The sequence below is a fragment of the Burkholderia sp. YHN3-13 genome, assembly GCF_055810675.1.
The window spans coordinates 361,834-388,833 of the sequence record NZ_JBVVNQ010000004.1; the positions used below are offsets into that span (position 1 = coordinate 361,834).

The 27,000-nt window shown below is 67.8% G+C and carries 29 protein-coding genes; 8 read left to right on the top strand and 21 right to left on the bottom strand.

Going from position 1 to position 27,000, the window contains the following annotated elements:
- Positions 1 to 5 precede the first annotated feature (5 nt).
- On the top strand, positions 6 to 485 hold the full coding sequence (locus tag AC0KUR_RS13075) for a nuclear transport factor 2 family protein (protein WP_034187544.1): 480 nt from the start codon (positions 6 to 8) through the stop codon (positions 483 to 485).
- A gap of 389 nt (positions 486 to 874) precedes the next feature.
- Here AC0KUR_RS13075 and AC0KUR_RS13080 read toward each other — a convergent pair whose 3' ends face one another.
- On the bottom strand, positions 875 to 1,960 hold the full coding sequence (locus tag AC0KUR_RS13080; RefSeq protein ID WP_034187543.1) for a tartrate dehydrogenase: 1,086 nt from the start codon (positions 1,958 to 1,960) through the stop codon (positions 875 to 877).
- Between the two features lie 117 nt (positions 1,961 to 2,077).
- On the opposite strand from AC0KUR_RS13080, the gene AC0KUR_RS13085 reads away from it, so the two are divergent.
- A complete protein-coding gene (locus AC0KUR_RS13085; protein WP_059559284.1) occupies positions 2,078 to 3,001 on the top strand; it encodes a LysR substrate-binding domain-containing protein in 924 nt (307 codons plus the stop codon).
- A 109-nt stretch (positions 3,002 to 3,110) separates the two neighbouring features.
- Here the strand turns inward: AC0KUR_RS13085 and argC are convergent, their stop codons facing one another.
- Positions 3,111 to 4,052 carry an N-acetyl-gamma-glutamyl-phosphate reductase gene (argC, locus tag AC0KUR_RS13090; RefSeq protein ID WP_069705635.1) on the bottom strand — a complete coding sequence of 314 codons (942 nt, stop codon included), beginning with the start codon at positions 4,050 to 4,052 and terminating at the stop codon, positions 3,111 to 3,113.
- Positions 4,053 to 4,174: 122 nt separating this feature from the next.
- Here argC and AC0KUR_RS13095 point away from each other — a divergent pair, with 122 nt between their 5' ends.
- Entirely contained in the window at positions 4,175 to 5,059 is an 885-nt protein-coding gene (locus AC0KUR_RS13095; RefSeq protein ID WP_049036010.1) for a LysR family transcriptional regulator, read from the top strand.
- A gap of 43 nt (positions 5,060 to 5,102) precedes the next feature.
- On the opposite strand, the gene AC0KUR_RS13100 is transcribed toward AC0KUR_RS13095, so the two are convergent.
- Genes AC0KUR_RS13100 through AC0KUR_RS13115 form a run of 4 tightly spaced genes read right to left on the bottom strand, consistent with a single transcriptional unit; the run spans position 5,103 to position 8,420 of the window.
- Positions 5,103 to 5,567, bottom strand: coding sequence for a hypothetical protein (locus AC0KUR_RS13100; RefSeq protein WP_034187539.1), 465 nt, complete (start codon positions 5,565 to 5,567; stop codon positions 5,103 to 5,105).
- Positions 5,568 to 5,627: 60 nt separating this feature from the next.
- Positions 5,628 to 6,845, bottom strand: a complete 1,218-nt coding sequence (locus AC0KUR_RS13105; RefSeq protein ID WP_034187538.1) for a patatin-like phospholipase family protein — start codon at positions 6,843 to 6,845, stop codon at positions 5,628 to 5,630.
- A complete protein-coding gene (locus AC0KUR_RS13110) occupies positions 6,842 to 7,627 on the bottom strand; it encodes a 3-hydroxybutyrate dehydrogenase (protein ID WP_226252449.1) in 786 nt (261 codons plus the stop codon). The genes AC0KUR_RS13105 and AC0KUR_RS13110 overlap by 4 nt, the downstream gene beginning before the upstream one ends.
- A gap of 52 nt (positions 7,628 to 7,679) precedes the next feature.
- Complete coding sequence (locus tag AC0KUR_RS13115; protein WP_034189773.1) at positions 7,680 to 8,420, bottom strand: acetoacetate decarboxylase; 741 nt, start codon at positions 8,418 to 8,420, stop codon at positions 7,680 to 7,682.
- Between the two features lie 433 nt (positions 8,421 to 8,853).
- Here AC0KUR_RS13115 and AC0KUR_RS13120 point away from each other — a divergent pair, with 433 nt between their 5' ends.
- Positions 8,854 to 9,435: an undecaprenyl-diphosphatase gene (locus AC0KUR_RS13120; protein ID WP_226252448.1), complete on the top strand. Its 582-nt coding sequence runs from the start codon at positions 8,854 to 8,856 to the stop codon at positions 9,433 to 9,435.
- A gap of 26 nt (positions 9,436 to 9,461) precedes the next feature.
- On the opposite strand, the gene AC0KUR_RS13125 is transcribed toward AC0KUR_RS13120, so the two are convergent.
- From AC0KUR_RS13125 to AC0KUR_RS13135, 3 genes are all read right to left on the bottom strand, one after another.
- Positions 9,462 to 9,686, bottom strand: a complete 225-nt coding sequence (locus AC0KUR_RS13125; protein WP_034189771.1) for a hypothetical protein — start codon at positions 9,684 to 9,686, stop codon at positions 9,462 to 9,464.
- A 167-nt stretch (positions 9,687 to 9,853) separates the two neighbouring features.
- Positions 9,854 to 10,675 carry a siderophore-interacting protein gene (locus AC0KUR_RS13130; RefSeq protein ID WP_473375989.1) on the bottom strand — a complete coding sequence of 274 codons (822 nt, stop codon included), beginning with the start codon at positions 10,673 to 10,675 and terminating at the stop codon, positions 9,854 to 9,856.
- A gap of 38 nt (positions 10,676 to 10,713) precedes the next feature.
- A complete protein-coding gene (locus AC0KUR_RS13135; RefSeq protein WP_473375990.1) occupies positions 10,714 to 11,424 on the bottom strand; it encodes a PadR family transcriptional regulator in 711 nt (236 codons plus the stop codon).
- A gap of 267 nt (positions 11,425 to 11,691) precedes the next feature.
- On the opposite strand from AC0KUR_RS13135, the gene AC0KUR_RS13140 reads away from it, so the two are divergent.
- Both AC0KUR_RS13140 and AC0KUR_RS13145 read left to right on the top strand, forming a co-directional pair.
- Positions 11,692 to 11,895 (top strand): hypothetical protein, encoded by a 204-nt coding sequence (locus tag AC0KUR_RS13140; RefSeq protein ID WP_473375991.1) that lies wholly within the window; start codon positions 11,692 to 11,694, stop codon positions 11,893 to 11,895.
- Positions 11,896 to 11,908: 13 nt separating this feature from the next.
- The gene (locus AC0KUR_RS13145; protein ID WP_049030293.1) at positions 11,909 to 12,397 is read left to right on the top strand and encodes a hypothetical protein; all 489 of its coding nucleotides are present in this window, start codon (positions 11,909 to 11,911) and stop codon (positions 12,395 to 12,397) included.
- 48 nt (positions 12,398 to 12,445) lie between these two features.
- On the opposite strand, the gene AC0KUR_RS13150 is transcribed toward AC0KUR_RS13145, so the two are convergent.
- The 6 genes from AC0KUR_RS13150 to AC0KUR_RS13175 form a co-directional block, all read right to left on the bottom strand.
- Positions 12,446 to 12,985, bottom strand: coding sequence for a cytochrome b (locus tag AC0KUR_RS13150; protein ID WP_034189768.1), 540 nt, complete (start codon positions 12,983 to 12,985; stop codon positions 12,446 to 12,448).
- A gap of 182 nt (positions 12,986 to 13,167) precedes the next feature.
- Complete coding sequence (locus tag AC0KUR_RS13155) at positions 13,168 to 14,259, bottom strand: porin (protein ID WP_473375992.1); 1,092 nt, start codon at positions 14,257 to 14,259, stop codon at positions 13,168 to 13,170.
- A 178-nt stretch (positions 14,260 to 14,437) separates the two neighbouring features.
- Positions 14,438 to 15,160 (bottom strand): SDR family NAD(P)-dependent oxidoreductase, encoded by a 723-nt coding sequence (locus tag AC0KUR_RS13160; RefSeq protein ID WP_034189766.1) that lies wholly within the window; start codon positions 15,158 to 15,160, stop codon positions 14,438 to 14,440.
- Positions 15,138 to 16,259: a 2,3-butanediol dehydrogenase gene (locus tag AC0KUR_RS13165; protein WP_473375993.1), complete on the bottom strand. Its 1,122-nt coding sequence runs from the start codon at positions 16,257 to 16,259 to the stop codon at positions 15,138 to 15,140. Before AC0KUR_RS13165 ends, AC0KUR_RS13160 begins: the two co-directional genes overlap by 23 nt.
- Before the next feature lies 1 nt (position 16,260).
- Complete coding sequence (locus tag AC0KUR_RS13170) at positions 16,261 to 17,565, bottom strand: MFS transporter (RefSeq protein WP_034189764.1); 1,305 nt, start codon at positions 17,563 to 17,565, stop codon at positions 16,261 to 16,263.
- 18 nt (positions 17,566 to 17,583) lie between these two features.
- Positions 17,584 to 18,117 carry a 2,4'-dihydroxyacetophenone dioxygenase family protein gene (locus AC0KUR_RS13175; RefSeq protein ID WP_473375994.1) on the bottom strand — a complete coding sequence of 178 codons (534 nt, stop codon included), beginning with the start codon at positions 18,115 to 18,117 and terminating at the stop codon, positions 17,584 to 17,586.
- Positions 18,118 to 18,293: 176 nt separating this feature from the next.
- On the opposite strand from AC0KUR_RS13175, the gene AC0KUR_RS13180 reads away from it, so the two are divergent.
- On the top strand, positions 18,294 to 19,274 hold the full coding sequence (locus tag AC0KUR_RS13180; RefSeq protein WP_034189762.1) for a helix-turn-helix domain-containing protein: 981 nt from the start codon (positions 18,294 to 18,296) through the stop codon (positions 19,272 to 19,274).
- Between the two features lie 86 nt (positions 19,275 to 19,360).
- On the opposite strand, the gene AC0KUR_RS13185 is transcribed toward AC0KUR_RS13180, so the two are convergent.
- The 5 genes from AC0KUR_RS13185 to AC0KUR_RS13205 form a co-directional block, all read right to left on the bottom strand.
- Entirely contained in the window at positions 19,361 to 20,926 is a 1,566-nt protein-coding gene (locus AC0KUR_RS13185; RefSeq protein ID WP_473375995.1) for a GMC family oxidoreductase, read from the bottom strand.
- Positions 20,927 to 21,077: 151 nt separating this feature from the next.
- Positions 21,078 to 22,046 (bottom strand): helix-turn-helix domain-containing protein, encoded by a 969-nt coding sequence (locus tag AC0KUR_RS13190; RefSeq protein WP_034189760.1) that lies wholly within the window; start codon positions 22,044 to 22,046, stop codon positions 21,078 to 21,080.
- 203 nt (positions 22,047 to 22,249) lie between these two features.
- Positions 22,250 to 23,038, bottom strand: a complete 789-nt coding sequence (locus AC0KUR_RS13195; protein ID WP_473375996.1) for a hypothetical protein — start codon at positions 23,036 to 23,038, stop codon at positions 22,250 to 22,252.
- A 163-nt stretch (positions 23,039 to 23,201) separates the two neighbouring features.
- Positions 23,202 to 24,149: an aldo/keto reductase gene (locus AC0KUR_RS13200; protein ID WP_473375997.1), complete on the bottom strand. Its 948-nt coding sequence runs from the start codon at positions 24,147 to 24,149 to the stop codon at positions 23,202 to 23,204.
- Between the two features lie 343 nt (positions 24,150 to 24,492).
- Positions 24,493 to 25,113: a LysE/ArgO family amino acid transporter gene (locus AC0KUR_RS13205; protein WP_034189758.1), complete on the bottom strand. Its 621-nt coding sequence runs from the start codon at positions 25,111 to 25,113 to the stop codon at positions 24,493 to 24,495.
- Between the two features lie 110 nt (positions 25,114 to 25,223).
- On the opposite strand from AC0KUR_RS13205, the gene AC0KUR_RS13210 reads away from it, so the two are divergent.
- Positions 25,224 to 26,117, top strand: a complete 894-nt coding sequence (locus AC0KUR_RS13210) for a LysR family transcriptional regulator ArgP (protein WP_034189757.1) — start codon at positions 25,224 to 25,226, stop codon at positions 26,115 to 26,117.
- A 48-nt stretch (positions 26,118 to 26,165) separates the two neighbouring features.
- Here the strand turns inward: AC0KUR_RS13210 and fnr are convergent, their stop codons facing one another.
- Positions 26,166 to 26,912 (bottom strand): fumarate/nitrate reduction transcriptional regulator Fnr, encoded by a 747-nt coding sequence (gene fnr, locus AC0KUR_RS13215; protein WP_034189756.1) that lies wholly within the window; start codon positions 26,910 to 26,912, stop codon positions 26,166 to 26,168.
- Between the last annotated feature and the right edge of the window lie 88 nt (positions 26,913 to 27,000).

Genomic DNA, 27,000 nt, shown 5'->3' on the forward strand with positions numbered 1-27,000 from the left:
AACCCATGTCCGCTTCCCCCGAAGTCCGCCCGCCCGTTCCGCCCTTCACGCTCGAAACGGCACGCCAGAAGGTGCGCGCCGCCGAGGACGCGTGGAATACGCGCGACCCGCAACGCGTGTCGCTCGCCTATACGCCGCAAAGCCGATGGCGCAATCGCGCGGAGTTCGTGACGGGCCGCGACGAGATCGTCCGGCTGTTGCAGCGGAAGTGGACGCGCGAACTCGACTACCGGCTGATCAAGGAGCTGTGGGCGTTCGACGGCAATCGCATCGCGGTGCGTTTTGCGTACGAATGGCGCGACGATGCGGGCAACTGGTTCCGCTCGTACGGCAACGAGAACTGGGAGTTCGACGAGAACGGCCTGATGGCGCATCGTCATGCGAGCATCAATGATCTGCCGATTCGCGAGGCGGATCGGCTTTATCACTGGCCGCTCGGCCGTCGCCCGGACGATCATCCGGGGCTGTCCGACCTCGGGCTGTGAGATGCGTGTCGACTCGGCGGAACGCCGCACGCCTCGCCGAGGTTCAATGGTGAGGAAATTCGGGAGTCGATGCGCTGAGGTGAGATTATTCGGGAGGAGGTGAAATGTCGCGTCGGACTGTGTACTTCGCGCAGATCGACGCGACATGGCGCGGGTGACGCAGGCACGTCGATGCGCATCGGTGTGTTCCGCCGCGTGATGCATCTCACCGATCTCACCGGGTCAGGCATCGCCGATCGGTGTGCGCGCGCGTGACGTGCCACTCACCGATCGGATCGACTTCGTTGCGCACGCGTCCGGCGAGGCTGCACGAGTGCGCGAACGCATCGCGTGTTGCTCACCGCGCACGGATGCACGAAGTGCTGCCCGGCCCGCGCCGGGCATGACCGTCAGCCCGCGATCCGCGCGGCGATCGCCTCACCCACGGCCTGCGTCCCTGCGTCACCGCCGAGATCGCGCGTACGCGGCCCGGTGCGCAGCACATCCTCGATCGCGGCGACGATCGCGTCGTGGGCTTCGCGTTCGCGGCCCGCGCCGTTACCGAGAAAATCGAGCATCATCGCGGCCGACCAGATCATCGCGACCGGGTTCGCGATGTATTGCCCCGTGATGTCGGGCGCGGAACCGTGCACGGGTTCGAACAGCGACGGGAACGTGCGGTCCGGGTTCAGGTTCGCCGACGGCGCGATGCCGATCGTGCCCGTGCAGGCCGGCCCGAGATCCGACAGGATGTCGCCGAACAGGTTCGATGCGACGACGACGTCGAAGCGGTCCGGCTGCAGCACGAAGCGCGCGCACAGGATGTCGATGTGCTGCTTGTCGACGGCGATCTCCGGATAGCGTTCGGCCATGTCGGCCGCGCGAGCATCCCACCATGGCATGCTGATCGCGATGCCGTTGCTCTTCGTCGCGACGGTGAGGCGCTTCGCGCGCCGCTGCGCGAGCTCGAATGCGAATTTCAGCACGCGTTCGGTGCCGTGCCGCGTGAAGATCGATTGCTGCATCACGACTTCGCGATCGGTGCCTTCGAACATCGTGCCGCCGACCGACGAATATTCGCCCTCGGTGTTCTCGCGCACGATCATGAAGTCGATGTCGCCCGGGCGGCGGCCGGCGAGCGGCGACGGCACGCCGTCGAACAGGCGCGCGGGCCGCAGGTTGATGTACTGGTCGAATTCGCGGCGGAATTTCAGCAGCGAGCCCCACAGCGAGATGTGATCGGGCACCGTTGCAGGCCAGCCGACCGCGCCGAACAGGATCGCGTCCATGCCCGACAGCTGCGCCTTCCAGTCGTCCGGCATCATCTTGCCGTGCTGCGCGTAGTAGTCGCAGCTCGCCCAGTCGATCTCGACGAAGTCGAAGCGGATGCCGAAGCGCGCGGTCACGGCCGCGAGCGCACGCAGGCCCTCGGGCATCACTTCGCGGCCGATGCCGTCGCCGGGAATCACGGCAATTCTGTAAGTCCTGTCGGTCATGCAAATCTCCTTGGCTGGTCGGCCGGCTGCCGAGGGAGGCGGCGGCCCGTCACGTCATTCTATTTATTTCCATTCGGATTAGAATCGTGTGAAAGGTTAATCGACTTTCCACGAATCGTGAACAAATCACCGAATCTCGACGACCTGCGCGTGTTCAGCCTGGTCGTCCGCCTGACGAGCTTCAGCGCGGCCGCCGAGCAGCTCGCGGTGTCGCCCGCGTACGTCAGCAAGCGCATCGCGCTGCTCGAGGCGCAGCTCGGTACGCGCCTGCTGCATCGCTCGACGCGCCGCGTGACGGTTACGGAAGCCGGCGAACGCGTGTTCGCGCGTGCCGAGAAGATTCTGGACGACGTCGATCATCTCGTCGAGGACGTGTCGACCACGCGCACGGTGCCGCGCGGCACGCTGCGCATCTCGAGCAGCTTCGGTTTCGGCCGGCATGTCGTCGCGCCGGCGCTGCTCGACTTCAGCGCGCGCTACCCGCAACTGAACGTGCGGCTCGATCTGTTCGACCGGCTCGTCGATGTCGCGGGCGAAGGCTACGACCTCGACGTGCGCATCGGCGACGAGATCGCCGATCACCTGATCGCGCGCCGCCTCGCCGCGAACCATCGCGTGCTGTGCGCGTCGCCCGACTATCTCGCACGACGCGGCACGCCGCGCTCGCTCGCGGATCTCGCGTCGCACGACTGTCTGGCGATCAAGGAGCGCGACCATCCGTTGGGTGTATGGCGACTGAACGTGCGCGGCGAGACGGTCACGGTGAAGGTCGGCGGCGCGCTGTCGACGAACCACGGCGAGGTGGCCGTGCAGTGGGCGCTTGCCGGGCGCGGGATCGTGTTGCGCTCGATCTGGGAGGCCGCGCCGCTGATCGAACGCGGTGAACTGTGTCGCGTGCTGCCGGACGCGATTCAGCCCGCGAACATCTGGGCCGTGTATCCGGAACGCGTGGCGGCGTCGGCGAAGGTGCGCGTGTGCGTGGACTTTCTGGCGGAGACGCTGGCCGGCATGAATGCCGCGGCGGGCGGCGATACGGCCTGAAATAGGCTAAAGGTGAGCTTTTACGGGGGCGTGCGCAGGCATCGGCACAGCGCCGGATGCGACGCCGATCGGCCTGGCGGGCAGGCCTTCGACGATGCCTGCGCGCAAATTACGCCGCGCTCGACGCACCGAGCATCAGGTCGAGATTCTGTACGGCTGCACCGGATGCCCCTTTGCCGAGATTGTCGAACACGGCGGACAGCAGCACCTGACCGTGATCCTCGTTGACGAATACGCCGAGCCGCAGGTCATTGGTGCCGTTCAGCGCTTGCGGATCGAGATGCGTGATCGCGCGCGCCTCGGCGAGCGGCGTGACGTCGACGTGACGCGCGCCGGCGTAATGGTGCGCGAGACACGCATGCAGCTGTTCACCGGTCACGCCGGCCGGCAGCAAGCGCAGTTCGATCGGTATGGTGAGCACGATACCTTGCCGGTAGGCACCGTAGGCCGGCACGAAGAACGGGCGGTGTGCGAGCCCGGCGTGCAGCCGGATCTCGGGCGCATGCTTGTGCTCGAGTGCCAGGCCGTACACCTGCAGCGGCCGCCCGCGTGCGGCGGCATCACCCGATTCGAATGCTTCGACGGCCGCCCGTCCGCCTCCCGAGTAACCGGAAACCGCATGGATGCTCACCGGGTAGTCGCGCGGCAGCAGGCCGGCCTGTTGCAGCGGGCGAAGCAGGCCGATCGCGCCTGTCGGATAGCAGCCCGGATTGGTGACGCGCTTTGCGTGCGCGATGTGTTGCGCGTGTCCGTCGGCCATCTCCGGAAAGCCGTAGACCCATTCGGGCTGCGTGCGGTGAGCGGAACTCGCATCGATCACGCGTACCGCCGGGTTCCGGATGAAACCGACCGCCTCGCGCGCGGCCGCATCGGGCAGGCACAGGATCGCGATGTCGCACGCGTTGAGCGCGTCGGCGCGGCGTACGGGGTCCTTGCGTTCGGCAGCCGGCAGCGTGAGCAGCCGCACGTCGGCGCGGTCGCGCAGGCGCTCGTGAATCAGCAGTCCGGTCGTGCCCTGGTCGCCGTCGATGAAGACAGTGGGAAAGCGCATGATGGTCGTGTTCCTCGCGTTCGGTCGTCGGGGGAAAGCCGTATCGTCCATCGAACGCCTAGAATAGGAAAAGTTGAATTTACTGACTATCCGATTCAGTTTTTCTGAACGAGAGGTGCTTGATGCGCGAGATCAGTCTCGATCGCCTGCGTACGCTGGTCGCGATTGCCGACCAGGGATCCTTCGTCGCGGCGGCGCAATGGCTTCATCTCGCGCCGCCGACCGTCAGTCTTCATATCGCCGAGCTGGAAAGCCGCGTCGGCGCGCCGCTGCTGTCCCGCACGCGCGGAAACGTGCGGCCGTCGACGATCGGTGAAGTGCTGGTGGAGCGGGCGCGGCGTCTGCTGGCCGAGGTCGAGGCCACGCTGGACGACGTGCAGCGACAGGTGCAGGGGCTGACCGGGCGGGTACGCCTCGGCGCATCGACCGGTGCGATCGCGCACCTGTTGCCGCAGGCGGTGGCGCGGCTGCGTGAACAGCATCCGGATATCGACGTCCAGATCGCGGTGCTCACGTCGCAGGACACGCTGGCGCGCATCGCGCAGGGCACGCTCGACGTCGGGCTGGTGGCGCTGCCACAGGCGCCGGTCGCGGGGCTGTCGATCCGCGCATGGCGGCGCGATCCGGTGATGGCCTTCCTGCCTGCGGACTGGCGGCTTCCGGCGCGTGTGACGCCGGCCTATCTGGCGGCGCGTCCGCTGATTCTCAACGATGCGACCACGCGCCTGTCACGGCTCACGACGGAATGGTTCGCGCTCGGCGGCCATCGGCCCGAGCCGCGGATCGAGCTCAACTACAACGATGCGATCAAGAGCCTGGTCGCCGCGGGTTATGGGGCGACGCTGCTGCCGCACGAGGCCGGGGCGCCGCTGCCGGATGCGCGCATCGTCATGCGGCCGCTGCGCCCGGCGTTGTGGCGCGAACTGGGTATTGCCCATCGGGCCGGCCCCGTCGAACGAGCGACGCAGCACGTGCTCGATGCGCTGCGGGCGGTCGGCGCGCGATAGCGGATCGCGGCGCGGTTGCCCGCGCGCGCCGGGCGCGCATTGTTCAGAGCCGGTTGTCCTTCGCGAGCATCAGCACGCGTGCCCAGCGCTGCGCGTCGCGCTTGTCCGTCATCGGCAGCTTCCATTCGCCGCGCCCGGCGTCGCGCACACGTACGACGAGATGCCAGCGGCCGCCGATCGGGGCAGCCTGGCAGCCGTCGAGCTGCGACAGCGTATAACGACCGTCGGCGCCGTCGTGCGACAGCCAGAGCAGCCCTTGCGTCGCGGACAGCCGCAACTCGCCCCACGCGCGATGCACGATGTGCGTCCAGCCCTCTTCCTTCGTATTCGGTGCGATGTCGCGGCGGCGCTTGATCCACCACGCGACCAGTGCGATCGCGATGGCGGCGGCGAGCACGGCGGCCGCGATCGCGACCGGCTGGCCGAACTGCGCGGCGATGACGTGAAACAGGTGAACCGCGCCCCATCCAATCGCGATGAGCGCGAATAGTGCAATGAAAATCGGCATGGTGAATCTGAAAGGAGAACGGCCCGGCGCATGCATCGCGCCGGGCCGCCGTACACGGCATTACCGGCGGCGGTGAATGTCGTGCGTGACGAAGCCCGCGTCGTTGTTGGGCAGCGCGAGGCCGTCCTTCACCGCGAGCGTCTTGCGGATGTCGTCGAGCCCCGCGGACCAATGGTCGCGCATCGTCGACAGACCGAACTGATAGTCCTTGTAGTGATGCTCGTACGCCTTCTGCTGGTAGATCAGGTGCTGGATGTTGTACTTCTTCCCGCTCGACATCGCTTCTGCCTCGACGCACCACGGGTCGTTCTTGCGCTGCTCTTCCGGCACTTGTTCGAGCACGTGACGCAGCACGTTGCGATAGCGCTGTTCGCGCTGCAGCGTGTCGGTGACGAAACGCGTACGGCTCGAATACTGTACGTCCTTCGTGCGTTCGGCGACGTCGGCCATCGTGCGCGGCAGCGGCCCGCGTGCGCTCCACAGATCGACCTGGAACGCGAGCGTGTCGCGGCGCGGCCGGGCGCGGAGCACTTCCATCAGCGGCGTGTTCGACACGACGCCGCCGTCCCAGTAATACTCGCCGTCGATCTCGACGGGCGGGAACGCGGGCGGCAGCGCACCGGACGCCATGAAGTGCTCGGGCGCGAGGCGGATGCGCGAGTTGTCGAAGTACACGAAGTTGCCGGTGCCGACGTTGACCGCGCCGACCGACACGCGCGTCTCGCCCGAATTGATCCGGTCGAAATCGCACAGTTTCAGCAGCGTCGTGCGCAGCGCCGACGTGTCGTACCAGCTGATTTTCTCGGGATGGTCGGACACGCCCGGCAGCGGTGGCGGAAAGCGCGGCACGAAGAAGCCTTGCTGGCCCTGCATCATCGCGCTGGCCGCCTGCGACGCCGTGAAGAACGTGCGGATCTGGTCGATGCTGTTGAACAGCGCGAATTCGAACGCGGCCGGAACCGTCGGAAAGAATGCCGGCTGGCAGATCGTTTCCCAGAACTCGCGCAGGCGCTCGACGCGATGCTCGGGCGCATTGCCGGCGATCAGCGCGGTGTTCAGCGCGCCGATCGAGATGCCCGCGATCCAGTCGAGCGGAACGCCCGCCTCGTGCAGTCCTTCGAACACGCCGGCCTGGTACGCGCCGAGCGCGCCGCCGCCCTGCAGGACGAGCGCGATCGTTTCGTACGGCAGCGATCGCGCGGGGGCCGGCGCGCCGGCTTCGTGTTGCAGGTCCGCCGCATCGACGGCCTGCTTTTCCGTGCGGGCGTGCGGCTTCATTGCATGAACCAGCCGTGGCTGACGATGAACGACTGGCCCGTGAGCGCGGCGCTCGGGAACGCCGACAGGAACAGCACCGTCTGCGCGACGTCCTGCACCGTCGTGAACACGCCGTCGACCGTGTTGCCGAGCATCACCTTCTTCACCACTTCCTCTTCGCTGATGCCGAGCTCCTTCGCCTGCTCCGGAATCTGCTTGTCGACCAGCGGCGTGCGCACGAAGCCCGGACACACGACGTGCGAGCGCACGTTGTGCTTCGCGCCTTCCTTCGCCAGCACGCGGGCGAGGCCCAGCAGGCCATGCTTGGCCGTCACGTACGCCGACTTCAGCGGCGACGCTTCGTGCGAGTGCACCGAACCCATGTAGATCACGACGCCGCCGCGATCGTCCTTGTACATGTGCTTGAGCGCGGCCTTCGTCGTCAGGAACGCGCCGTCGACGTGGATCGCCTGCATCTTCTTCCAGTCGGAGAACGAATAGTTCTCGATCGGGTTGACGATCTGGATGCCGGCGTTCGACACGAGGATGTCGACCGAGCCGAACGTTTCGGCAACCTTGTCGATGCCGCTGTTCACGGCGTCCTCGTTCGTCACGTCCATCGCGACGCCGATCGCCTTGCCGCCCGCCTTGTTGATCTCGTCGGCGACCGCGTTCGCGCCGTCCTGGTTCAGGTCGGCGATCGCGACGGCCGCGCCCGCCTTGGCGAGCTCGAGGGCGATTTCCTTGCCGATGCCGCTCGCGGCGCCCGTGACGACTGCGGTCTTGCCATTCAGGTTGCTCATGTTCGAATTCCCGTGATGAAAGGTTTGACAGGGAGAAAGGACTGCGGACGTGTTACTTGGCCAGGTAATCGTAGACGACTTCGCCGAGGCCCAGCGTCAAATCGGCGACCAGGTGCCGGGCCTCGACGATTTCGAGCACGGGCAGGTCGGCCACGGGCGCAAGCGCATGCGGCGCCAGTTCGAGCGACGCGGGGCCCGTCCACGCGCCCTTCATCTTGATGTCCTGCATGTAATAGCGCACGAGTTCGCAGACGCGCGCGGTGCCGTCGACGTGCGGGATGATCTTCAGCAGGAAATTGGGGCCGGCGAGCCGCTTCGTCTGCTCGTCGATGTCGAGTTCCTTGTGCTTGTAGCCCATCGTGCCGGTGGCGACGCGCACCTTGCCGTAGTCGAGCGTGCCGAGGATGTGATCGGTGTTCACGTGCAGCGTGGGCGACGCGAGCTTCTTCGGGAAGCCCCACAGCTCGCGGCCGCCGGCGATCGGCGGGTGATCGTCGAGATACATCGCGAGCGTATAGCCGCCCGGCTGGCCGTTGTATTCGACGGGGATGACCTGGCCGCTTTCGGTGTAGTCGCCGAAACCGGTCGAATCGGCCATGCGAATGAATTCGTAATGCACGAGCGGCTCGGTAACCTGCAGCGGCTCGGGGACAATTTCACGGAGACGGTCCGGATCGGTGCGATACGTGATGATCAGAAACTCACGATCGACGAAACGGTACGGACCCATCGGGAAGGCAGGGCTGGTCAACGGCATCGCAAACGCTTTCGATCGGACATCGCTGGCTTTCATGCGGACTCCTTGTTGTTGATCGCTTCGTGGATGAGTGCTCGTAATCGTATGCCTGTGCGTTGCCGTTGTGCGATGCCGCATCTGGAATTAATTGTTGCCGATTTCGAATGATTTGCGGCGTAAATATTGAGATGAACGATACCAACGGCGGGGAAGGCGCCCGGCGGTCCGATGGTCGCACGCGCCGATGACACCACGATGTGAAAAAGGTGAGCCTTTTCGGGAGGCGGGGTGAGCCTTTGCGGGAGACGGTCGCGCGGGAATATGACAATTGTGTGAACTTGTGTTGCGGTGCATGCTCTAAGTGCGTTCGCCGCGGCGGCCTTCGCCCCGGCGGCGAACGCATTAAGCATCGCTTAAGCGGGCGCGCCCTAGCATCGTTCGTATCAGGCCGGGCAACCGGTCGTTTTTTTTGCCCCACGCAACCGGATTCATGCAGAACCTCAATCTCACCCTCTTTTCCGCCCTCAACGCCGGGGTTGCGCCGCAGCCGGGCGTCGCCCGCCTCGCGATCTTCGCTGCCGACTGGCTGGTCTATGCGCTGCCGGCGATGCTGCTGCTCACCTGGATCTTCGGCGCGCGCCCGACACGACGCCAGGCGATCGAAGCCGGCGTCGGCGTGTGCGTGGCGCTCGTGCTCGCGCAAGTGATCGGGCATGTCTGGTTCTCGCCGCGCCCGTTCATGGCCGGCGTCGGCACGCAACTGATTCCGCACGCGCCGGACAGCTCGTTTCCGAGCGATCACATGACGTTTGCGTGGAGCATGGCGGTCGGTCTGATGCTCGGCGGCACGACCCGCGTCACCGGGTTCGTGATGGCCGCGCTGGCCGTGGTGATTGCATGGGGGCGCGTGTATGCGGGTGTGCACTGGCCGTTCGACATGGCAGGCGGCGTGCTGGTCGGTACGGCCGGCGCGCTGGCCGCGCACCTGTGCGGGCAACGCGCGATCGCGCTGCTCGAACGGATCGGCGATTCGGTACACGCGGTCGTGATGGGGCGCCGGCACGCGCCCTGAATGAACGGAAATCGGGCAGGACGCCGTCAGCCGGGTGTCTTGGCCGAATCGGCCGAGGCGGACGGGCCGCCGCCCGCATCGTGCAGTTCGGACGTATCGGTCGGGTGCTGAGCGGCATCGCGCTCGAGGGCGCTTTCCTTCAGGATCGCGCACATCGCGACGAACAGCGCGAGCACTACCGCGGCGAGGCCGCAATAGCCGACGATCTTCAGGTGGCGAAGGAAAGGCGAAGCGTGGCTTTCTTTTGTCATGACCGGGCGCTCCTGGGCGGGCTGCGGCGGCTGTCGCCTGACAGCGGCGTCGCAGATACAGATATATACCAGCCGCGATACCGGTGCCAAGCCCGCTGGTGCGCGGACGCCACGATTGTGTCATCCGCCGGCCGACCGGGCGCCCGTTTACCGGGTACCCGCCCCCGTCAGTCTTCCAGCGTTTCGTGCACGGCCGCCGCGCCGCGCTTCCAGTAGGCCGCCGCGCGGATGCGCGACTTGTCGACGCCGCGCTCGCCGGTCAGGTGCTGGCGGACCGCCCGCATCGACAGCGCTTCGCCGGCCGCCCACACGTAGCCGTCGCCGGACGACGGCAACGGCAGGTCGCGGACGGCATCCAACAGCGCATCGCCGTTCGCCGCGTCGGCTTCGGCGCGGAAGCGCCAGACTTCATGCACGTCGGCGCGCGTGTCGAACGAGATTTGCGCGGCACGATCGGCGACTTCCAGCACGACGGCCGCACGCGCACCGGCCGGCAATTCCTCGAGACGCCGCGCGACGGCCGGCAGCGCCGTATCGTCGCCGATCAGCAGATGCCAGTCGAAACCGGTTGGGATGACGAACGAACCGCGCGGGCCGCCGATGCCGAGCCATTGGCCGACACGTGCCTGTGCGGCCCATTGCGACGCGGGGCCCGGATGGTTCAGCACGAATTCCAGATCGAGCTCGCGGGCGGCGCGATCGAAGCGGCGCGGCGTGAAGTCGCGCGCGACCGGCTTCGGTTCGCCTTCCGGAAACTCGGGGCCGTTCGCGCCGAGCGTCGGCATCGCGGGCCGTTCCGCACCGGGCGGGGGGAAAAACACCTTCACGTGATCGTCGAACGACGCGGACTCGAAATCCGCGAGATCGGGGCCGCCGAGCGTGACGCGCAGCAGGTGCGGCGTCACGGCACGCACGCGCAGGACCTGCAGCAGGCGGAACTTGAGGGTATGGCGCACGCGGGTCACGGTGCGCTCGGATAGGTTCTGCATCAATCCGTTCTCCTTGAGGTTTGACGGGGCGGCGCGGATCACGCGCCGGAGCCGCCTTCGATTTCGGCCGTCGCACGGCGCATGATGGCCACGATGCGGCGTTGTTCGTCGGCGTCGGCTGCGCTCTTGTGCAGCAGCGCCCGCTTGAGCGCGAGGCGCGCCTCGACGAACTCCGGCAGCCAGCCGGCCTGCGATTCGTCCGGTGCGTCGTTGCCCGCCGATTCCCCGGCGAACGCGCGGCGCATGAATTCCATCTTGCGTGCGAGGTGCGTGAGGCGAGCGAACAGCGTGTCGACGCGTTCGCGCTGCGCATCGAGATGCGCGCGGCCGGCGTCGGTCAGCGCATAACGCTTGCGGTTGCCTTCCGCCTGCGATGCGACGAAGCCGACTTCTTCCAGATACGTGAGCGCCGGATACACCATGCCGGGGCTCGGGCTGTAGAAACCGTTGGAACGCGTGTCGAGCGCCTTGATCAGCTCGTAGCCGTGGCTCGGCTGTTCGGCGACCAGCGCGAGCAGCAGCAACTGGAGATCGTCCGAGCTGAACTGGCGGCCGCGCGGCATACCGTCGTCGCCGAAATCGCCAAAGCCGCCCCGGCCGCCCCGGCCGCCGAACGGGCCGCCACCGAACATGTCGTGGCCGCGGCGGTGGCGGCCGATCGCGTACCAGAGACCGGCGAACCAGTCGGGGCGGGCATGCGCACCATGACCGTCGCAACGGTCATGGCCGCGGAAGTGATTGTGTCGCATGATCCTGTCCTATATGTCGAAAAACATATCTAAAGATATATATCGAAAGATAGGGCGTCAAGGGGATTTATTTGGGGTTGGATTGGGTCTGCGAAGGGGACGCCGTGCATCGCGCGATGACCTCCCGCACCGTCGCCCATGTCAACAATGGTCAATTCCGATGCCGGTGTGTTGTGGTCCGTGCACTCAGTGGCGACAATCGGCGCGCTCGCCCGGACGAGCGCGCTTGAGAAGCGGCTCTCGCTTTCCGCGCCCTGGAAAATTCGAATGACGTTCATCCTGCCGCACAATCCACGCCAAGACCGGCGTCAACGCGCCGACGCGCTGCTGCTCGAGGCGGCCGCGGATGACGCATTCGTCCGCGAATCGTTGCGTATCGTCGCCGAGGCCAGGCAGCGCATCGAGGATTCGCGCGTGTTGACTATCGGTGCGGCGCCGCGTGACGTGCACGACGGCGCCGATGTCTCGTAAGAGGTCGCCGACCATGGGATCGAAAGCCGCGAACCGTACGTGGCAGGTCGCGCTGGCGCTGGTTGCGCTGGCGGGCGTCGCATGGTTCGCGCTCGGCATGCGCATCCACTTCGGCTACTACGCCGACGACAGGCAGGCCGCGCTTCGGGCGGAAGCGTTGGTCGTGCAGCGCTTCAACGCGCAGGCGTTCGACGCGATCTACGACGACGCGGCCGACGCGATGCGCGCGACCGTATCACGCGCGCAGGCCGTCGACGCGATGCGTGCGACGCTGAAAGCGTACGGGACCATCGTCGAAGACAACGAAGGCGCGACGACCTGCTTTCCCGATCAGGTCCGCATGGTGCGCTGGCTGAGGTCGTCGAACGGGACCGACCTGACGCAGGTGAGCCTGTGGTCGACGCCGGGCGGCGATGCCAAGCTGGTGATGATGCGGATTTCGCCGGGGCGCGTGAGCGTCGATCCCGAGATCGTCCACCGGAATCGCTGCGGTGCGCGGTGAGCGGCAGCCGAACGACGCGCCGCGGGCCGGCGCGTGTGCCCGTTTCCTTCAGATGCCCATCCGCTCCGCCACCCCGTCGCGATCCACGAACTTGTGCTTCATCGCGGCGCCGACGTGCAGGGCCAGCAGCAGGCCGAGCGTCAGCACCAGCGCGCGATGCAGCGTATCGGTCAGGAGTCGCAACGGTTCGTCGCGGCCGACGAGCATCGGCAGGTCCGTGATGCCGAAGAAGCTGACCGCGTGCGCACCGGCGAGGCGGTGCACGTAGCCGGTCAGCGGCACGAGAAGCAGCAGCAGGTACAGCACGCCGTGCAACGCACCGGCGATCCGCGCCTGCCAGGCCGGGACGTTGTCCGGCAGCGGCGGCGGGGTGTGCGTCGCGCGCCAGGCGAGGCGCGGCACGGTCAGCATGAAGATCAGGCTGCCGATCGACGCGTGATAGAACAGGATGCCGTTGAACTGCGGCGAGTTGTGCGGAAACGTATCCATGTAGAGCCCGATCGAGAGGTTCAACAGGATCAGGATCGCGATCGACCCGTGCATGGCGATCGCGAAGCGTGCGTAGGCGGCGTGGTTGGGCTGTGACATGAGCGGTCTCGCAGATTCGGGTAGGGTGCCGCGCACCCGCGCGTCCGGCGCAGCGAACGGCGTGGCGACACCCGATGGACCGGGACCGGGCCGGATTTATTCCCGATGCATGCGTCGCTTGCCGTTGCACCGTATTTTCACGGCAGACGGAAGGGGCAGCTTCCCCCCTCCAGCCCCCGCTGTCAGAACCGCGTACTGAACCCGATCCGCGCGATCGACTGCCGGGCGCCGCTCGATGCGCCGTCCGCATCCATCACGCCGTTGATCTGCGCGTTGCTGCTGTGGCCGGTGCGCTGATGCACGCCGGCGACATACACCATCGTGCGCTTCGACAGCCAGTACTGGACGGCGGCCAGGAATTGATGCGCATGCGCGTTGTCGAGCGTGTCGTTGCCCTTCATGTAGGTATAGCTCGCGCCGACGACCCAGGCGGGCGACGGGTGCCATGCGGCACCGGCTTCGGCGGACCATGCGCCCGCGCCGTTCTGCGCGTTGTGCACGGTCGTGAAGAGCGCCTTCCCCGTGACCGTGCCGACCGTGTAATGCAGGCCCGCACCCCAGTTGCGCACGCTGGTGGGCGGCAGTCCGCCGACGGCGCCGTATTTCTGGTTCGTATAGGCCGCGCCCGCGCCGAACGGGCCGTTGTCGTAGCTCGCACCGACGCTGACCGTGTTGTTCGCGCCGATCGACCCCGCGACGTTCCCGAAGCCGTACAGCGCACCGAAGGTCAGGCCCGACAGCGACGGGCTCGTGTACTTGACCGAATTCGCGACGCGATTGCTGCCCGCGACGCGGTCCCAGTCGAACGCGCCCGTCGGGTTGTTCGGCAGCGCGAGCTTGTCGAACGGTCCGTTGCGGAAGCCGTACAGGCCGACGAGATCCTGCGCGATCTCGTTGCCGCTGGCGGCCAGCGAATCGACCATGAACTCGTACTGGTTGCCCAGCGTCAGCGTGCCGTACCGGTCGTTCTGCAGCCCGACGTAGGCGGTGCGCGCGAACAGCCCGCCGCCGATGATCGAGCCGTTGCCGAGCGAATACTGGTTCACGAGCCGGAAGATCGCGCGCGTGCCCGCACCGAGATCCTCCTTGCCCTCGAAGCCGAGCAGGTTCGGAAAGAAGATGTTGTCGTCGAATTTCGCGGCGCCGTGGCCGCCTTGATTGCTGACATAGCTGATGCCGGCGTCCATCAGCCCGAACATCGTCACGCTGCTCTGTGCAAACGCCGCAGCCGGAAGCGTGCAGGCCGCGAGTGCCAGTAAGGTCTTTTTCGTCATCTCCAATGTGCTCCTCACATGTTTCCGACCGGATCGGATATTTTTTTGATCGGACTACTGATTGATATGAACAAACCCGAACCGGGAGAATCCCGGTTCGGCGGCAACGGAAGAGAGCCGGCCGCGCGACGGGTATCGGCGGGTTTCGCGAATCCGCCGATACCCCGCGCGCCGAGCGCTAGACCGTCGAGTACCCGCCGTCCACCGGCACGACCGCGCCGGTCACGAACGACGCGCCGGGCGAGCAGAGGAACAGGATCACTTCCGCGACCTCGTCGGCCGTGCCCCAGCGCCCGAGCGGCGTGCGCTCGAGGATGCGGCGCGACGCTTGCGCGTCGGCCTTCAGGCCGGTACTGAGCGGCGTGTCGATCCAGCCGGGCGCGACCGCGTTCACGCGGATGCCGCGATCGGCCCACGCCTGCGCGAGCGAGCGCGTGAGCTGCGCGATGCCGCCCTTGCTCGCGCTGTACGCGGGCCGGTCCTTGCTGCCGAAGTACGTGTACATCGACGCGATATTGACGATGCTGCCGCCGTGTGCCGACAGCGCCGGCCGGGCGGCGTCGGACGCGCGCATCACCGACGTCAGGTTCACGTTCAGCACGAGCTCGAACTGGTCCATCCGGTATTCGTCCGCGTGCCGGCTGATGCCGACGCCGTTGACGAGCACGTCGAGCCGCGGCAGCGCCGCGATCGTACGCGCGAGCGCATCGCTGTCGGTCACGTCGAGCGCCACGCAGCGGATGCCCGCATGCACGGGCGCATGCGGGCCGGCGGCGTCGAGCCCGAGTGCGACGACCGACGCGCCGGCTTGCGCGAACCGCAACGCGGTGCGCGCGCCGATGCCCGACGTGCCGCCCGTCACGACGACGGACTGGCCTTCAAACGCCCACTGACGACTCATGCTCGGCACTCCCGGTGAGTTGGGCGCGACGGGCGGGCCGTTGCGCGGGTGAAACGAGGATCTTGATCTGCGTGCGGTCTGCGAGCAGCGCATCGAAGCCGTCGGCGACGGCGTCCTCGAGCGACACCGTGCGCGTGACGATCGACGTGAGATCGAGCGCGCCCGACGCGACGATGCGCAGCAGGTCTTCGTACGCGTGTCGGTAACCGACGCTCGCGGTGAACGTCAGCTCGTCGTTGACCGCGCGGAACGCGTCGAAGCCCGCATGCGGCATCAGGCCGACCATCACGAGGCGGCCGCCCTTGCGTAGCGCCTGCATCGCCGACTCGAACGTGGCCGGCAGCCCGGCCGCCTCGAAACTCGCATCGACGCCGAGCCCGCCTGTCGCCGTGCGGATTGCATCCTGCAACGTGCCGGCGTCGAGCGCACGCGCGTCGAACGCATGCGTCGCGCCCACGCGCGTGGCGGCCGCGAGCCGCTCGGGCGACACGTCGACGGCCACGATCGTCGTCGCACCCTGCAGCTTCGCGAGCATGATCAGCAGCAGGCCGATCGGTCCGAGCCCGAACACCGCGCAGGTCTCGCCGAGCCGCAGTGCGCCGCGCCGCAGCGCATGCAGCGCGACGGCGGCCGGCTCCATCACGGCGGCCTGCTCGAGGCTCACGCCGTCGGGCAGGCGATGCAGCATGTAGGCCGGCACGACCGCGAAGTCGGCCATCCCGCCGTCGCCCATCAGCCCGGCGAAGCCCATCGACACGCACAGGTTGTACGACCCGGTGCGACAGTACGCGCACTGGCTGCAGCGGTACTCGGGCTCGACCGCGACGCGGTCGCCCGCGCGCAGCGCCGTCACGCCTTCGCCGACTTCGACGACGGTGCCGCAGAACTCGTGGCCGAGCGTCAGCGGCGCGGTGCGGCGCGACAGCGGGTGCGGCGCGTCGACGGGAATCGCGTGGGGGCCGTCCGCATATTCGTGCAGGTCGCTGCCGCAGATCCCGCAATACGCGATCGCGATGCGTACGTCGCCGGGGCCGACGCGCGGCGTGTCGATGTCGACGAGACGGACGTCGCGCGGGCCATGCCATTGAAGTGCCCGCATGTCAGCGCCCTCCGAGGTTTGGCGTGTCGAGGCGGCTGGCGGCGGCACCGGCGAGCGCGCGCTTGCGCAGCACGGCCGGCGCGGTTTCGACGAGGCCGAACGACAGCACGCATGCGAGGATCGCGCCGGTCGCCGACGTCCACATCGCGAACTGCAGGCCATACTTGTCCGCGGCAAAGCCTGCGACAGTCGGCGCGACGAAGCCGCCGATCAGCTCTCCGGCGCCCATGATCAGCCCGAGCGCGCTGGCGATCGCGCGCGGCGGCACCGTTTCGGCCGGGATCGTCGCCATGAACAGCGTGAAGCAGCCGAGGCCGGTATAGGTGACGAACACGAGCGCACCGAGCGCCCAGACCGACCCGACATGGATCATCACCAGCGGGCACACGGCCGCGATCAGCGCGAACACGATCATCGTCGGCTTGCGGCCGATCCGGTCGGAGATCGCCGGCACCGCGAAGCCCCAGAACACCCACGCGGCGCCGAGGCAGGTCATCACGATGCCCATGTCGGACGGCGACAGGTGGCGGCTTTCCACGAGGAAGACGGGCGCGAACGAGATGATCACGACGAACCACGTGAGGAAGAAGCAGCTGATCAGCACGCAGAGCAGGATGTTGCGTTCCTTCAGCAGCGCCCAGCGGTTGATCGCCGCGCCGCTCGCGGCCGGCGCGCCGGTGCCGTCGGCCTGCACGTGCCGCGCGCCGCCGGGCGGCACTTCGCGCACCCAGCGCCAGATGCAGAACGCGATCAGGAAGCCCGGGATGCACGACACGTAGAACGCCTCGCGCCAGCCGTACGCGGTGGCGATGCCGATCACGACCGGCGGGCCGATCATCGCGCCGAGCAGGCCGGCGGCCGAACCCTGCAGCAGGCCCATGTTCAAGCCGCGGCGGCTCGGCGTCGAGCTTTCGACCATCAGCGATTGCGACAGCGGCAGCACGGGGCCTTCCGCAATGCCCATCAGCGCGCGGAACGCGATCAGGCTCGCGAAGCCGCCGACGAGCCCGGAGAGAGCCGAGCACACGGAAAAGCCGAGCACGGCGGCGATCAGCAGCGGCTTGCGCGTGCCGCGCGCATCGGACCATGCGCCGGTCGCGGCGCCCGACAGCGCCCACGTGAGCGCCAGTGCGGACGACACCATGCCGAGCTGCGTGTTCGTCAGGTGCAGCTCGGCCGACATGAACGGGAACAGGAACGACAGCGCGAGGCGGTCGAAGAAGACGAAGCCGAACGTCATGAACAGGATCAGCAGCAGCCTGTTCTCGTACGTCCAGGGGGACCGGGAGGAGGACGGGGATGTCATGGGGCGCCTCGTCGTGCGTCAGCGGAACAGCTTCTCGATCGCTTTCGCGCCGAGGCCGACCTTCTCGTAATGCGCCTTGCACATCGCGATGTACGAATGCACGTCGAAGTAGCCGTCGGGGTTGCCTTCGTCGTCGAGCCAGATCAGCGGCCCCTTGACGATGAAGAACGCGCGCATCGGCTCGGGGTGATCGAACGCGACGAGCGTGTGGCCTTCGCCGGGCGTTTCGTACACGAAGTCGCCCTTCGTCGCGGTCCATTCGTGTTCCAGGTAGCCCCATTTGCCGGACAGCGTGTACGCGAACACCTCGTGCGGGTGATAGTGCCGGTTCACGAGCCCGGCTTCCTTGGCCATCAGGATGTCGCACCATTTGTTCTGCGACGGCGAGATCCACAGCGGCCGGGACGAAACCGTTTCGGTGAACGGAACGTAATAGCGTTCGTCGTCGGTGGCCGCGTTCGGGATGTACGCTTCGGGCAGCGCATCGGGCTTGAACGGATTGGCAATCGCCGGAATGTTTTGCCAGAATTCGGATACGGCTTGGTCGACCACGGTTTGTCTCCTTCTATGGGTTGTCGTGGGCTCGACTTTAGCCAGCCGGTGCGCGCCGCTCTTGACTGGGCTGGACGAATTGCTTGACCGCGCCGGACATTGCATCGCACCAAAATCCAGACGAACCATCCCCCAATCCGTGCCGCTCCGCGCGGCGGGCGCCCGCAGGAGGCGACGTGACGAATTCGACCGTTTTTTCACGCACGCGAGGCTCGACGGCCGACGTGCCGGCGCGCGACAGGATGGCGTACTGGGATGCGTTCAATGCGGCGACGCTGGTCGGGCTGCGCTGCTCGTCGCTGTCGCCGGCCGGGCTCGAGGTCGAGAAGACCGACATCGCGCTGCCGGGCCTCGGCATCGCCGACATCAGCGGTCAGGATCACGTGATCGAGCGCAGCCCCGCGCTGGTGCGCCAGTTGCCGAAGGAATCGCTGTTCGCGTGCCAGATCCTGAGCGGGCGCGCGTATTTCATCCAGCGCGACCGGTGCCTGCTCGCGGAAGCCGGCGATGTCGTCGTCTACGACACGCGCGTGCCCTATCTGTTCGGATTCCTGACGCCGATGCGGCAGCTGCTGATCGACATGCCAGTCACGTCGTTCGACGAGCGGCTCGACGCGGAGCTGGCCGCGCTGCCGCTGCGGATCGCGCCGAAACCGGGCGCGGGCGCGATGCTCGGCGCGACGTTGCGCGCGAGCGTCGAGCGTTTCATGAAGGATCCGGTGGCGCACGATGCCGCGCGGTTCGTCGAGCATACGCGCACGCTGATCGCGGAACTCATCGACACGGAAGTCAACGGCGCGGGCGCGTCGCGTGCGTCGCTGTCGTACCTGCTGACCGCGAAGCAGTACATCGCGACGCATCTCGGCGAGCCGGAACTCGGGCCACAGGCCGTCGCGGACGCGGTCGGGCTGTCGCTGCGGCATCTGGGCCGGCTCTTCGCGGCCGAAGGCGAGTCGATCACGCAGCACATCTGGTCGGAGCGGCTGTCGCACGCGCATCGCGAGCTGACCGACGCGCGGCTGCGCAAGACGAGCATCGGCGAGATCGCGTTTCGCTGGGGGTTTTCGAGCCAGGCGCACTTCAGCCGCGCGATCCGCGAGCGCTACGGCGCGTCGCCGATGGCGCTGCGCGATGCGGCGCGTGCGGCCGGGGGCTGAGGCCCGGCTTTCGCAGGTTCGGCGGCGCGTGGGTCACGCGCCGCTTTTGCTTTCGGCGCGGTGCCGCATGCCGCACGCGCGCCGCGTCACTCCGCCAGCATGAACTCGGCGCAGCGCTCCGCGATCATGATCGTCGGCGCGTTCGTGTTGCCGGACACGATGCGCGGCATCACCGAGGCATCGCAGATCCGCAATCCGTCGACGCCCCGCACGTTGAGGTGCGGCGTGACGACCGCCTCGTCGTCGTTCCCCATGCGGCACGTGCCGGCCGGGTGATAGACGGTTTTCGCGCGGCGCCGCACGTAATCGGCGAGCGTCGCGTCGCTCAACGTCTCGGCTTCGCGGACGATGCGCGAGAGCGACGGTGCGCGGATGATCCGCCGCGCGAGCGCGACACCGCGCATGAGGCCGTCGACATCGGCCGGATCCGACAGCGCACCGCTGTCGAACAGGATCGGCGCGGCCGGATCGTTGCCGCGCAGTTGCACGGAGCCGCGCGAGCGCGGCCTGAGCAGGCACGGGTTGATCGACAGTCCGTGGCCGGGCAGCGGCGCGCGGTCGACGTCGCCGACGAGCGTCGGCAGCACGTGGAACTGGATGTCCGGGCGGCCGCCGCCCGTCGTATCGACGAACGCGCCCGATTCGACCACGTTCGACGTCAGCAGGCCCGTGCGGCACAGCATCCACTGCAGTCCGTGCCGCAGCGCCTTCAGCCCGCGATCCTCGCCGAGCAGGCTGACCGGCGCGTGGCTGCGGCCGTAGATCGACACCTCGAGATGATCCTGATAGTTCGCGCCGACGTCACGGCTGTCGTGCAGCACGTCGATGCCGTGCGCGCGCAGGTGCGCGCCGGGCCCGATGCCCGACAGCATCAGCAGCTTCGGCGTGCTCAGCGCGCCGGCCGCGAGCACGACGTCGGCGCGTGCGGCGGCCGCGCCCGTTGCGCCGCCTTCGGTGCGCCATTCGACGCCGGCGGCACGCCGCCCGTCGAACCGGATGCGCGTCACGCGGCAGCCGGTCAGCACGCGCAGGTTCGGATGGGCGAGCGCCTCGGCGAGATAGGTGGCCGCGGTGCTGCCGCGCTGCCCGTCGAAGATCGTCGTGTGATAGAAGCCGACGCCGTGCTGCGCGGCGCCGTTGAAGTCGTCGTTGTACGCGATGCCGGTTTCCTGCGCCGCCTTCACGAACGCGAGGCTCAGCGGATGCCGGAAGCGCGTGTCGCCGACTTTCAACGGCCCGTCGGTGCCGTGGAACGGCTCGGACAGCCGCAGGTGCGATTCGGCGCGCTTGAACACGGGCAGCACGTCGTCCCAGCTCCAGCCCGTGCAGCCGAGCGCGGCCCAGTCGTCGTAGTCGTCGCGTGTGCCGCGCACGTACAGCATTGCGTTGACCGAACTGCCGCCGCCGAGCGTGCGGCCCTGCGGCACATAGGTCTTGCGGCCGGCCGCGCCGGGCTGTGGCTCGCTCTCGAACGTGACCGTGCGCCGTGTGCCGAGCACGCGGATGAACGTCGCCGGAATCCGGATGAACAGGCTGTCGTCCTTCGGGCCGTCCTCGAGCAGCAGTACGCGCCTGCCGGCCGTCACCAGCCGATGCGCGACCGTACAGCCGGCCGAACCGCCGCCGACGACGATGTGGTCGTACGTCTCCATCCCGCTTCTTCTCCTTGTTGTCGGGCGGCGGAACGCGTGCCGCCGCGCAGGAAGCCAGCTTAGCGAACGGGTTGCGGCCCCATTTGACCGGGACGGCCGCCGTGCTTGCCTCGCCCGGACACGGCGGCGGGTGGCGGCGCGCGAACGGGCGCTAGCGGGCGTCGGCGGGTGCGCGCGACGCGCTCGGCGTCTCGCCGAATCGCGCGCGGTAGCTGCGGCTGAAGTGCGCGCTGTTATTGAAGCCCCAGCGGAACGCGATTTCGCTGACCGTCAGGTGCTTCAGCGACCGGTCGCGCAGGTCGGCACGGCACCGTTCGAGCCGCCGCGCGAGGATGTAGCGCGTGAGCGGCATCCCTTCGATCTCGAACACGCGCGCAAGCTGGCGCGGCGACAGGTTGATCGCACGGCTCACCGATTGGCTGTCGAGATCGTCGTCGGCGAGATGGCTGTCGATGAAGGCCTTCGCGCGCGACAGCGTGTGGACGGTCGACTTGGTCGGCGACGTGTCGCCGTCGCGTAGCCGCAGCATCGACTGCACGAGATCGAGGAGCGCGGCGGCGCGCCGTTCGCGCGCGTCGGGCGTCGGCTCGTGCGGCGCGGCGAGCAGCCCGACCACCTGCCGCACGGCCCACGACGTCACGCCGTCGTCGCGATCGATCTTGACGAGGCTGCGGTAGCGCCACGGGCCGACGCGCGCTTCGAACACGTCGCGCGGCACGTCGAGCACGGTCATCGCCATGTCGGCCGGAAAGCCGTGACCGTACGGCATCGACGTGTCGTACAGCACGAGGTCGCCGGGCGCGTGCTGCATGCAGTCGACGTCCTGGAACGTATAGCCCTGCCCCGCGTGCATCAGGCAGATGAAGATGGCGTCGCGCTGATCCGTGTGGATGTTGTGCGGCGTGCGCACGACCGCATGCCGGTTCGCGACGATGTCGCATGCGCGGAACAGCCCGAGATCGCGCGTGCGCATCGACGCATCGATGCCTTCGGACGACTTTCCGCTGCATTCGATCCGCACGAGCGTGCGCGCGACATGGTCGACCCAGAAGTCGACGCGCTCGGCACCGCGTACGGCGCGCGTCGAGACCGTGGCGATCTCCGTGCTGGTATCCGGCATGACGTTCTCCCAATGACCGCCCGAGCGGCGCAGTCTCGGGCACGTCGAACGGCGCGGTCAATCCGTGAAAGACCCGGGGCCGGCGCGTCACGCGCTTGCAGCGGGGCGCGGCGGGCGGTTGCGCGATCGATGTCCGGCCGAGTCAACGGAAGCGGCCGTACGAGTCAAGACACGGCCGTGATTTTCGGGCAGCCGGCGCGGGCTCACTTCGACGAAGACGAGGGCAGCCCGAGCGGCACGTCCCGCTCGTCACCCATCTTGCCGCCGCGGAACGCGACGCTCACGTAGCCGGCACGCCGTGCGTCGGTGACGTTCGCGTAGATCGACGTCATCAGCATCCCCGCGTCGCAGCCGAGCGCGATCGTGCGGTCGGCGCGGCCGGTCGCGATGTTCACGGCGCGCAGCGACCGCATCGCGATGCCGCACGTGTCGGACAGCGCATAAACACCGACCAGCATGTGCGTCCTGGTGCGATACCACATCGGGATATCGACCACGCCGTCGAGCTGGAGATGATCCTGGTCGTTGTCGTTCAGCCGTCCGACTTCGTTCAGCGTGATCGGGAAGGTGTGGCGGCCGTCGTCCCACGTGCCGGTCACCGTTTTGCCGGCGAGGTTCAGCGCGATCGGGCAAGGCTTCGGCCGCGTCGGCGACGCGGCCGGCACGACCGGCGAGTCGGCCGTCGACGCGGGCTGCGATGCTTCGCACAACGTCATGCGGCCGTCGGGCGTGCGCCGACCCTGCAACGGGATCGGCTTGCGGTGCGCGTCGTAGTAATAACTGCCGTCGACGCGCCAGCGGCCTGCGTCGTTGCGGTTGATGGCGTCGTAGGTCTGCAGCGATACGTGAACGGGTGCGTGGCCGATCGTGCCCGTGTAGTTCGCGATTTCGTACCAGCCGGCGACGGACACGGCCGGCGCGCAGGCGAGCAGCGCGGCGATCGCCGCGGCGAGCGGGCGGGAGAATCGGGCGCGGCGCGGGATGCGGTTCATCGGCGGTCCGGGTGCGTGGGATGCTCGCCATTGTATCCATCCGTGATTCCGCGATTGTCCGTGTCCGCGCGGACGGTGATACCGGCGTACATATGACACAGGCCGGCCGTGCAACCGCGCGAATCGCGCGACTTCTCCGGCCGGCCTGCTGCCGCGACGGGTCTCAGGGCGCGCTGGCCTCGTCGATCTGGCGGATATCGTCCTGATCGAGTTGCAGGCGGATCGCCTCGCCGAGCAGGTCGAGCTGCGCGAGCGACGTCGCGCTGGCGATCGGCGCGGTGATCGTCGGCCGCGCGATCTGCCACGCGAGCGCGATCGCGGCCGGCTGCGTGCGGTGCTTCGCCGACACGGCGTCGAGTGCCGCGAGGATGCGCAGGCCGCGTTCGTTCAGATAGCCGGCGACACGATCCCCGCGCACGCTCTTCTTCAGGTCGGCCTCGCTGCGGTACTTGCCCGACAGGAAGCCGCTCGCGAGCGCGTAGTAGTTGACGACGCCGAGCTTCAGGTCGCGCACGACCGGCTCGAGATCGCGTTCGTAACCGGCGCGGTCGATCAGGTTGTACTCGGGCTGGATCACCTGGTATGCGGGCAGCCCGTCGCGCTGGCTGATCGCGGCGGCTTCGCGCAGGCGCGCGCCGCTGTAGTTCGACGCGCCGATGATGCGCACCTTGCCGGCGTCGATCAGCGTCTGATACGCGCCGAGCGTCTCCTCGAGCGGGGCCGTATCGGCGAGATCGCGATGCGAGAAATACAGGTCGATATAGTCGGTCTGCAGGCGGCCGAGCGAATCGTCGACGGCTTTCAGGATGTTGTCCTTCGTCAGCCCCGCGCGCGCGGCCAGCAGGCCGACCTTGGTCGCGATCACGACCTGCTCGCGCTTGCCGGAGCGCTTGAGCCACTTGCCGATGATGGTTTCCGATTCGCCGCCGCTGTTGCCGGGGACCCAGGCCGAATAGACGTCGGCCGTGTCGATGAAGTTGATGCCGGTGTCGGAGAGCGCGTCGAGCAGCGAAAACGACGTGCTTTCGTCGACGGTCCAGCCGAAGACGTTGCCGCCGAACGCGAGCGGCGAAACCTGGATGGTCGATGTGCCGAGGGTGCGGTATGCCATGTTCCTCTCCGATAACTGCGGGTGACGGGATTGAACTGCGGATGGGGCGATACGAATGCGGCGGGACGGCGGCGTGCGCGATGCGGTTCCGCCGTTGTCGCGGGACACCGGACATTCTCGCCGATCGCTCCGGTTCGTGCAGCCGGTGCGTCGCCGCGATGATGGATGGCTCGCGGCAGATGGCGGATGCGCCGTCCGTTACGTGAGCGTTTCGTGCGGCTGCGTTCGATCGGGAGCGAATTTTTTACGGCGGCGTGTGCGACGAGGAGGCAGGCTGCGCGGGCGGGGTGCCGGCGCGGTGGGAAGGACGGGCGGCAGTCGGCCGCCCGTCCGGGGAGGGCCGTCAGCGCAACTGCACCGCCGCGAGAAACAGCACCATGCTGCCGATCGCGCCGTCCAGCACGCGCCACGCGACGGCCTTGCGGAACCACGGCGCCAGCAGGCGCGCGCCGTAGCCGAGCCCGAGGAACCACACGACGCTGACCGTCATCGCGCCGATCGCGAACGCGAGCCGTGCGCCTTCCGGTTCGCGTGCGCCGGCCGTGCCGATCAGCAGGAACGTGTCGAGATACACGTGCGGGTTGAGCCACGTGAACGCGAGCGTCATCAGCACGATCGCGAGCCCGCCCTGCGACGGCGGCGCGACCGCGTCGCCGCGCACGTCGAGCGTGGCGTGGCCCGGCTTGAACGCGCGGCGCAGCGCGTTGATGCCGAACCAGGCGAGATACGCGAGCCCGACATACAGCACCGCATGGACGAAGGCCGGATAGCGTTCGACGAGCACCGATGCGCCGCCGACGCCCGCGCCGATCAGGATCATGTCGGACAGCGCGCACAGCAGCACGATCTTGCCGACGTGCGCGCGCATGATGCCCTGACGGAGGACGAACGCGTTCTGCGCGCCGATGGTGACGATGAGCGATCCGCACAGGGCGGCGCCGTGGGAAAAAGCGAGCCAGTTCATGATGATGGGCAGCGGGATGGGCAGTAGACGAATGAATCGGGTAGCGCTAGTCTGCGGTCAGCATGAAGATAAGAGAAGCTAATTCACCTAATGCGGATTAAGGAAATCTAATGCTCGACTACGCGTTGCTCGATGCCCTCGCGGCCGTGATCCGGCATGGTTCGTTCGAACGGGCGGCCAAGGAGCTGAATGTCACGCCGTCGGCCGTGTCGCAGCGCGTGAAGCTGCTGGAGGAGCGCGTCGGCAGCGTGCTCGTCAAGCGCGGGCAGCCGTGCGTCGCGACGACGTCGGGCGCGCTGCTGTGCCGGCATACCGAACGCGTGCAGTTGCTCGAGGCCGAACTGGGCGGCCGGATGCCGGCGCTGCCGGGCCAGATCGCGAGCGCGTGGCCGACGCTGCGCGTGGCCGTCAACGACGACAGCGTCGCGACGTGGTTCATCGATGCGGTCGGGCCGTTCTGCACCGAGCGCGAGACGTTGCTCGACCTCGTGATCGACGACCAGGATTACACGGCGTCGCGCATTCGCGACGGCAGCGTGCAGGGCGCCGTGACCGCGCAGGCCGAGCCGATCCAGGGATGCCGGTCGGAACGGCTCGGCCGCATCCGCTATCGCGCGGTGTGCTCGCCGGCGTTTTACGACCGCTATTTCAGCGCGGGCATCACGCGCGACGCGCTGCGCCGCGCGCCGTGCGTGATGTTCAATCCGAAGGACGGGCTGCAGGCGCGTTTCATTCGGCGCGTGACACGCGCGGATCTCGATCCGCCGCAGCACTGGATACCGCACGTGGCAGGCTATCTGCGCGCGTGCGAAACGGGATTGGGATGGGGGATGTGCCCGGACCGGATGGTCGATCGCCAGCTGGCGGCGGGTGAGCTCGTGGACATGTCGCGCGGGCGCACCGTCGACATCGATCTCTACTGGCAGAGCTGGCGCCTGTCGATCGGCTGGCTCGACGATTTCAGCGCGGCGCTGAAGACGCGCGCCGCGCTGTTTCTCGATTGATTCGGCAGGCGATGCCGGCGGCGCGCGAGCCGTGCGCGCCGAGCGGGATCAGACGTGCTGCAGGCCGTCGAAGTCGACGATCTGCACGTGGCGGCCCTGCATTTCGATCAAGCCGCGCTTCTGGAACTTCGACAGCGTGCGGCTGACCGTTTCGAGCGTCATGCCGAGATAGCTGCCGATGTCTTCGCGCGTCATCCGCAGGTTGAATTCCGACGGCGAGTAGCCGCGCTTCAGGTAGCGCGACGACACGTCGAGCAGGAAGGCGGCGACGCGCTCTTCCGCATTCAGCGAACCGAGCAGCATCGTTTGCGACGTTTCGCGCACGATCTGTTCGCTCATCAGCTTGTGCATGCGCAGCTGCATCGAGCCGGCTTCCGAGCACAGTGCCTTGAGCGCGCTGTACGGGATCACGCAGACGGAGCTGTCTTCCAGCGCGACCGCGGTACGCGGGTGGGTATCGTCGCAGATGCCGTCGAGGCCGAGCGCTTCACCGGCGAGATGCAGGCCCGTGACCTGTTCGCGGCCGTCGTGGCGGGTCGCGACGGTTTTCAGCGAACCCGAGCGCACCGCGTACAGGTTGTCGAATGCGTCGCCTTCGCGAAACAGCGCTTCGCCGCGCTTGACGGGGCGTGCCGCGCAGATGACCGACTCGAGGCGGCTGAGTGCTTCGGGTGCCAGGCCCTGCGGCATGCACAGGTGCCGCATTGCGCACGACGAGCAGTGCGCGGCCTGGCGAGGCGCCCAGCTACCGGTGTGCGGCGTGGCGGCGGGACGTGTGGCGACGGGCGTCAGCATGATCGTTTACTCCGGCGTTGGATCGACGGAATCATTGTCCCACCGCAAGTTGCCGCTGTCGGGTGACAAAACGTCGCGACCGGCGGCG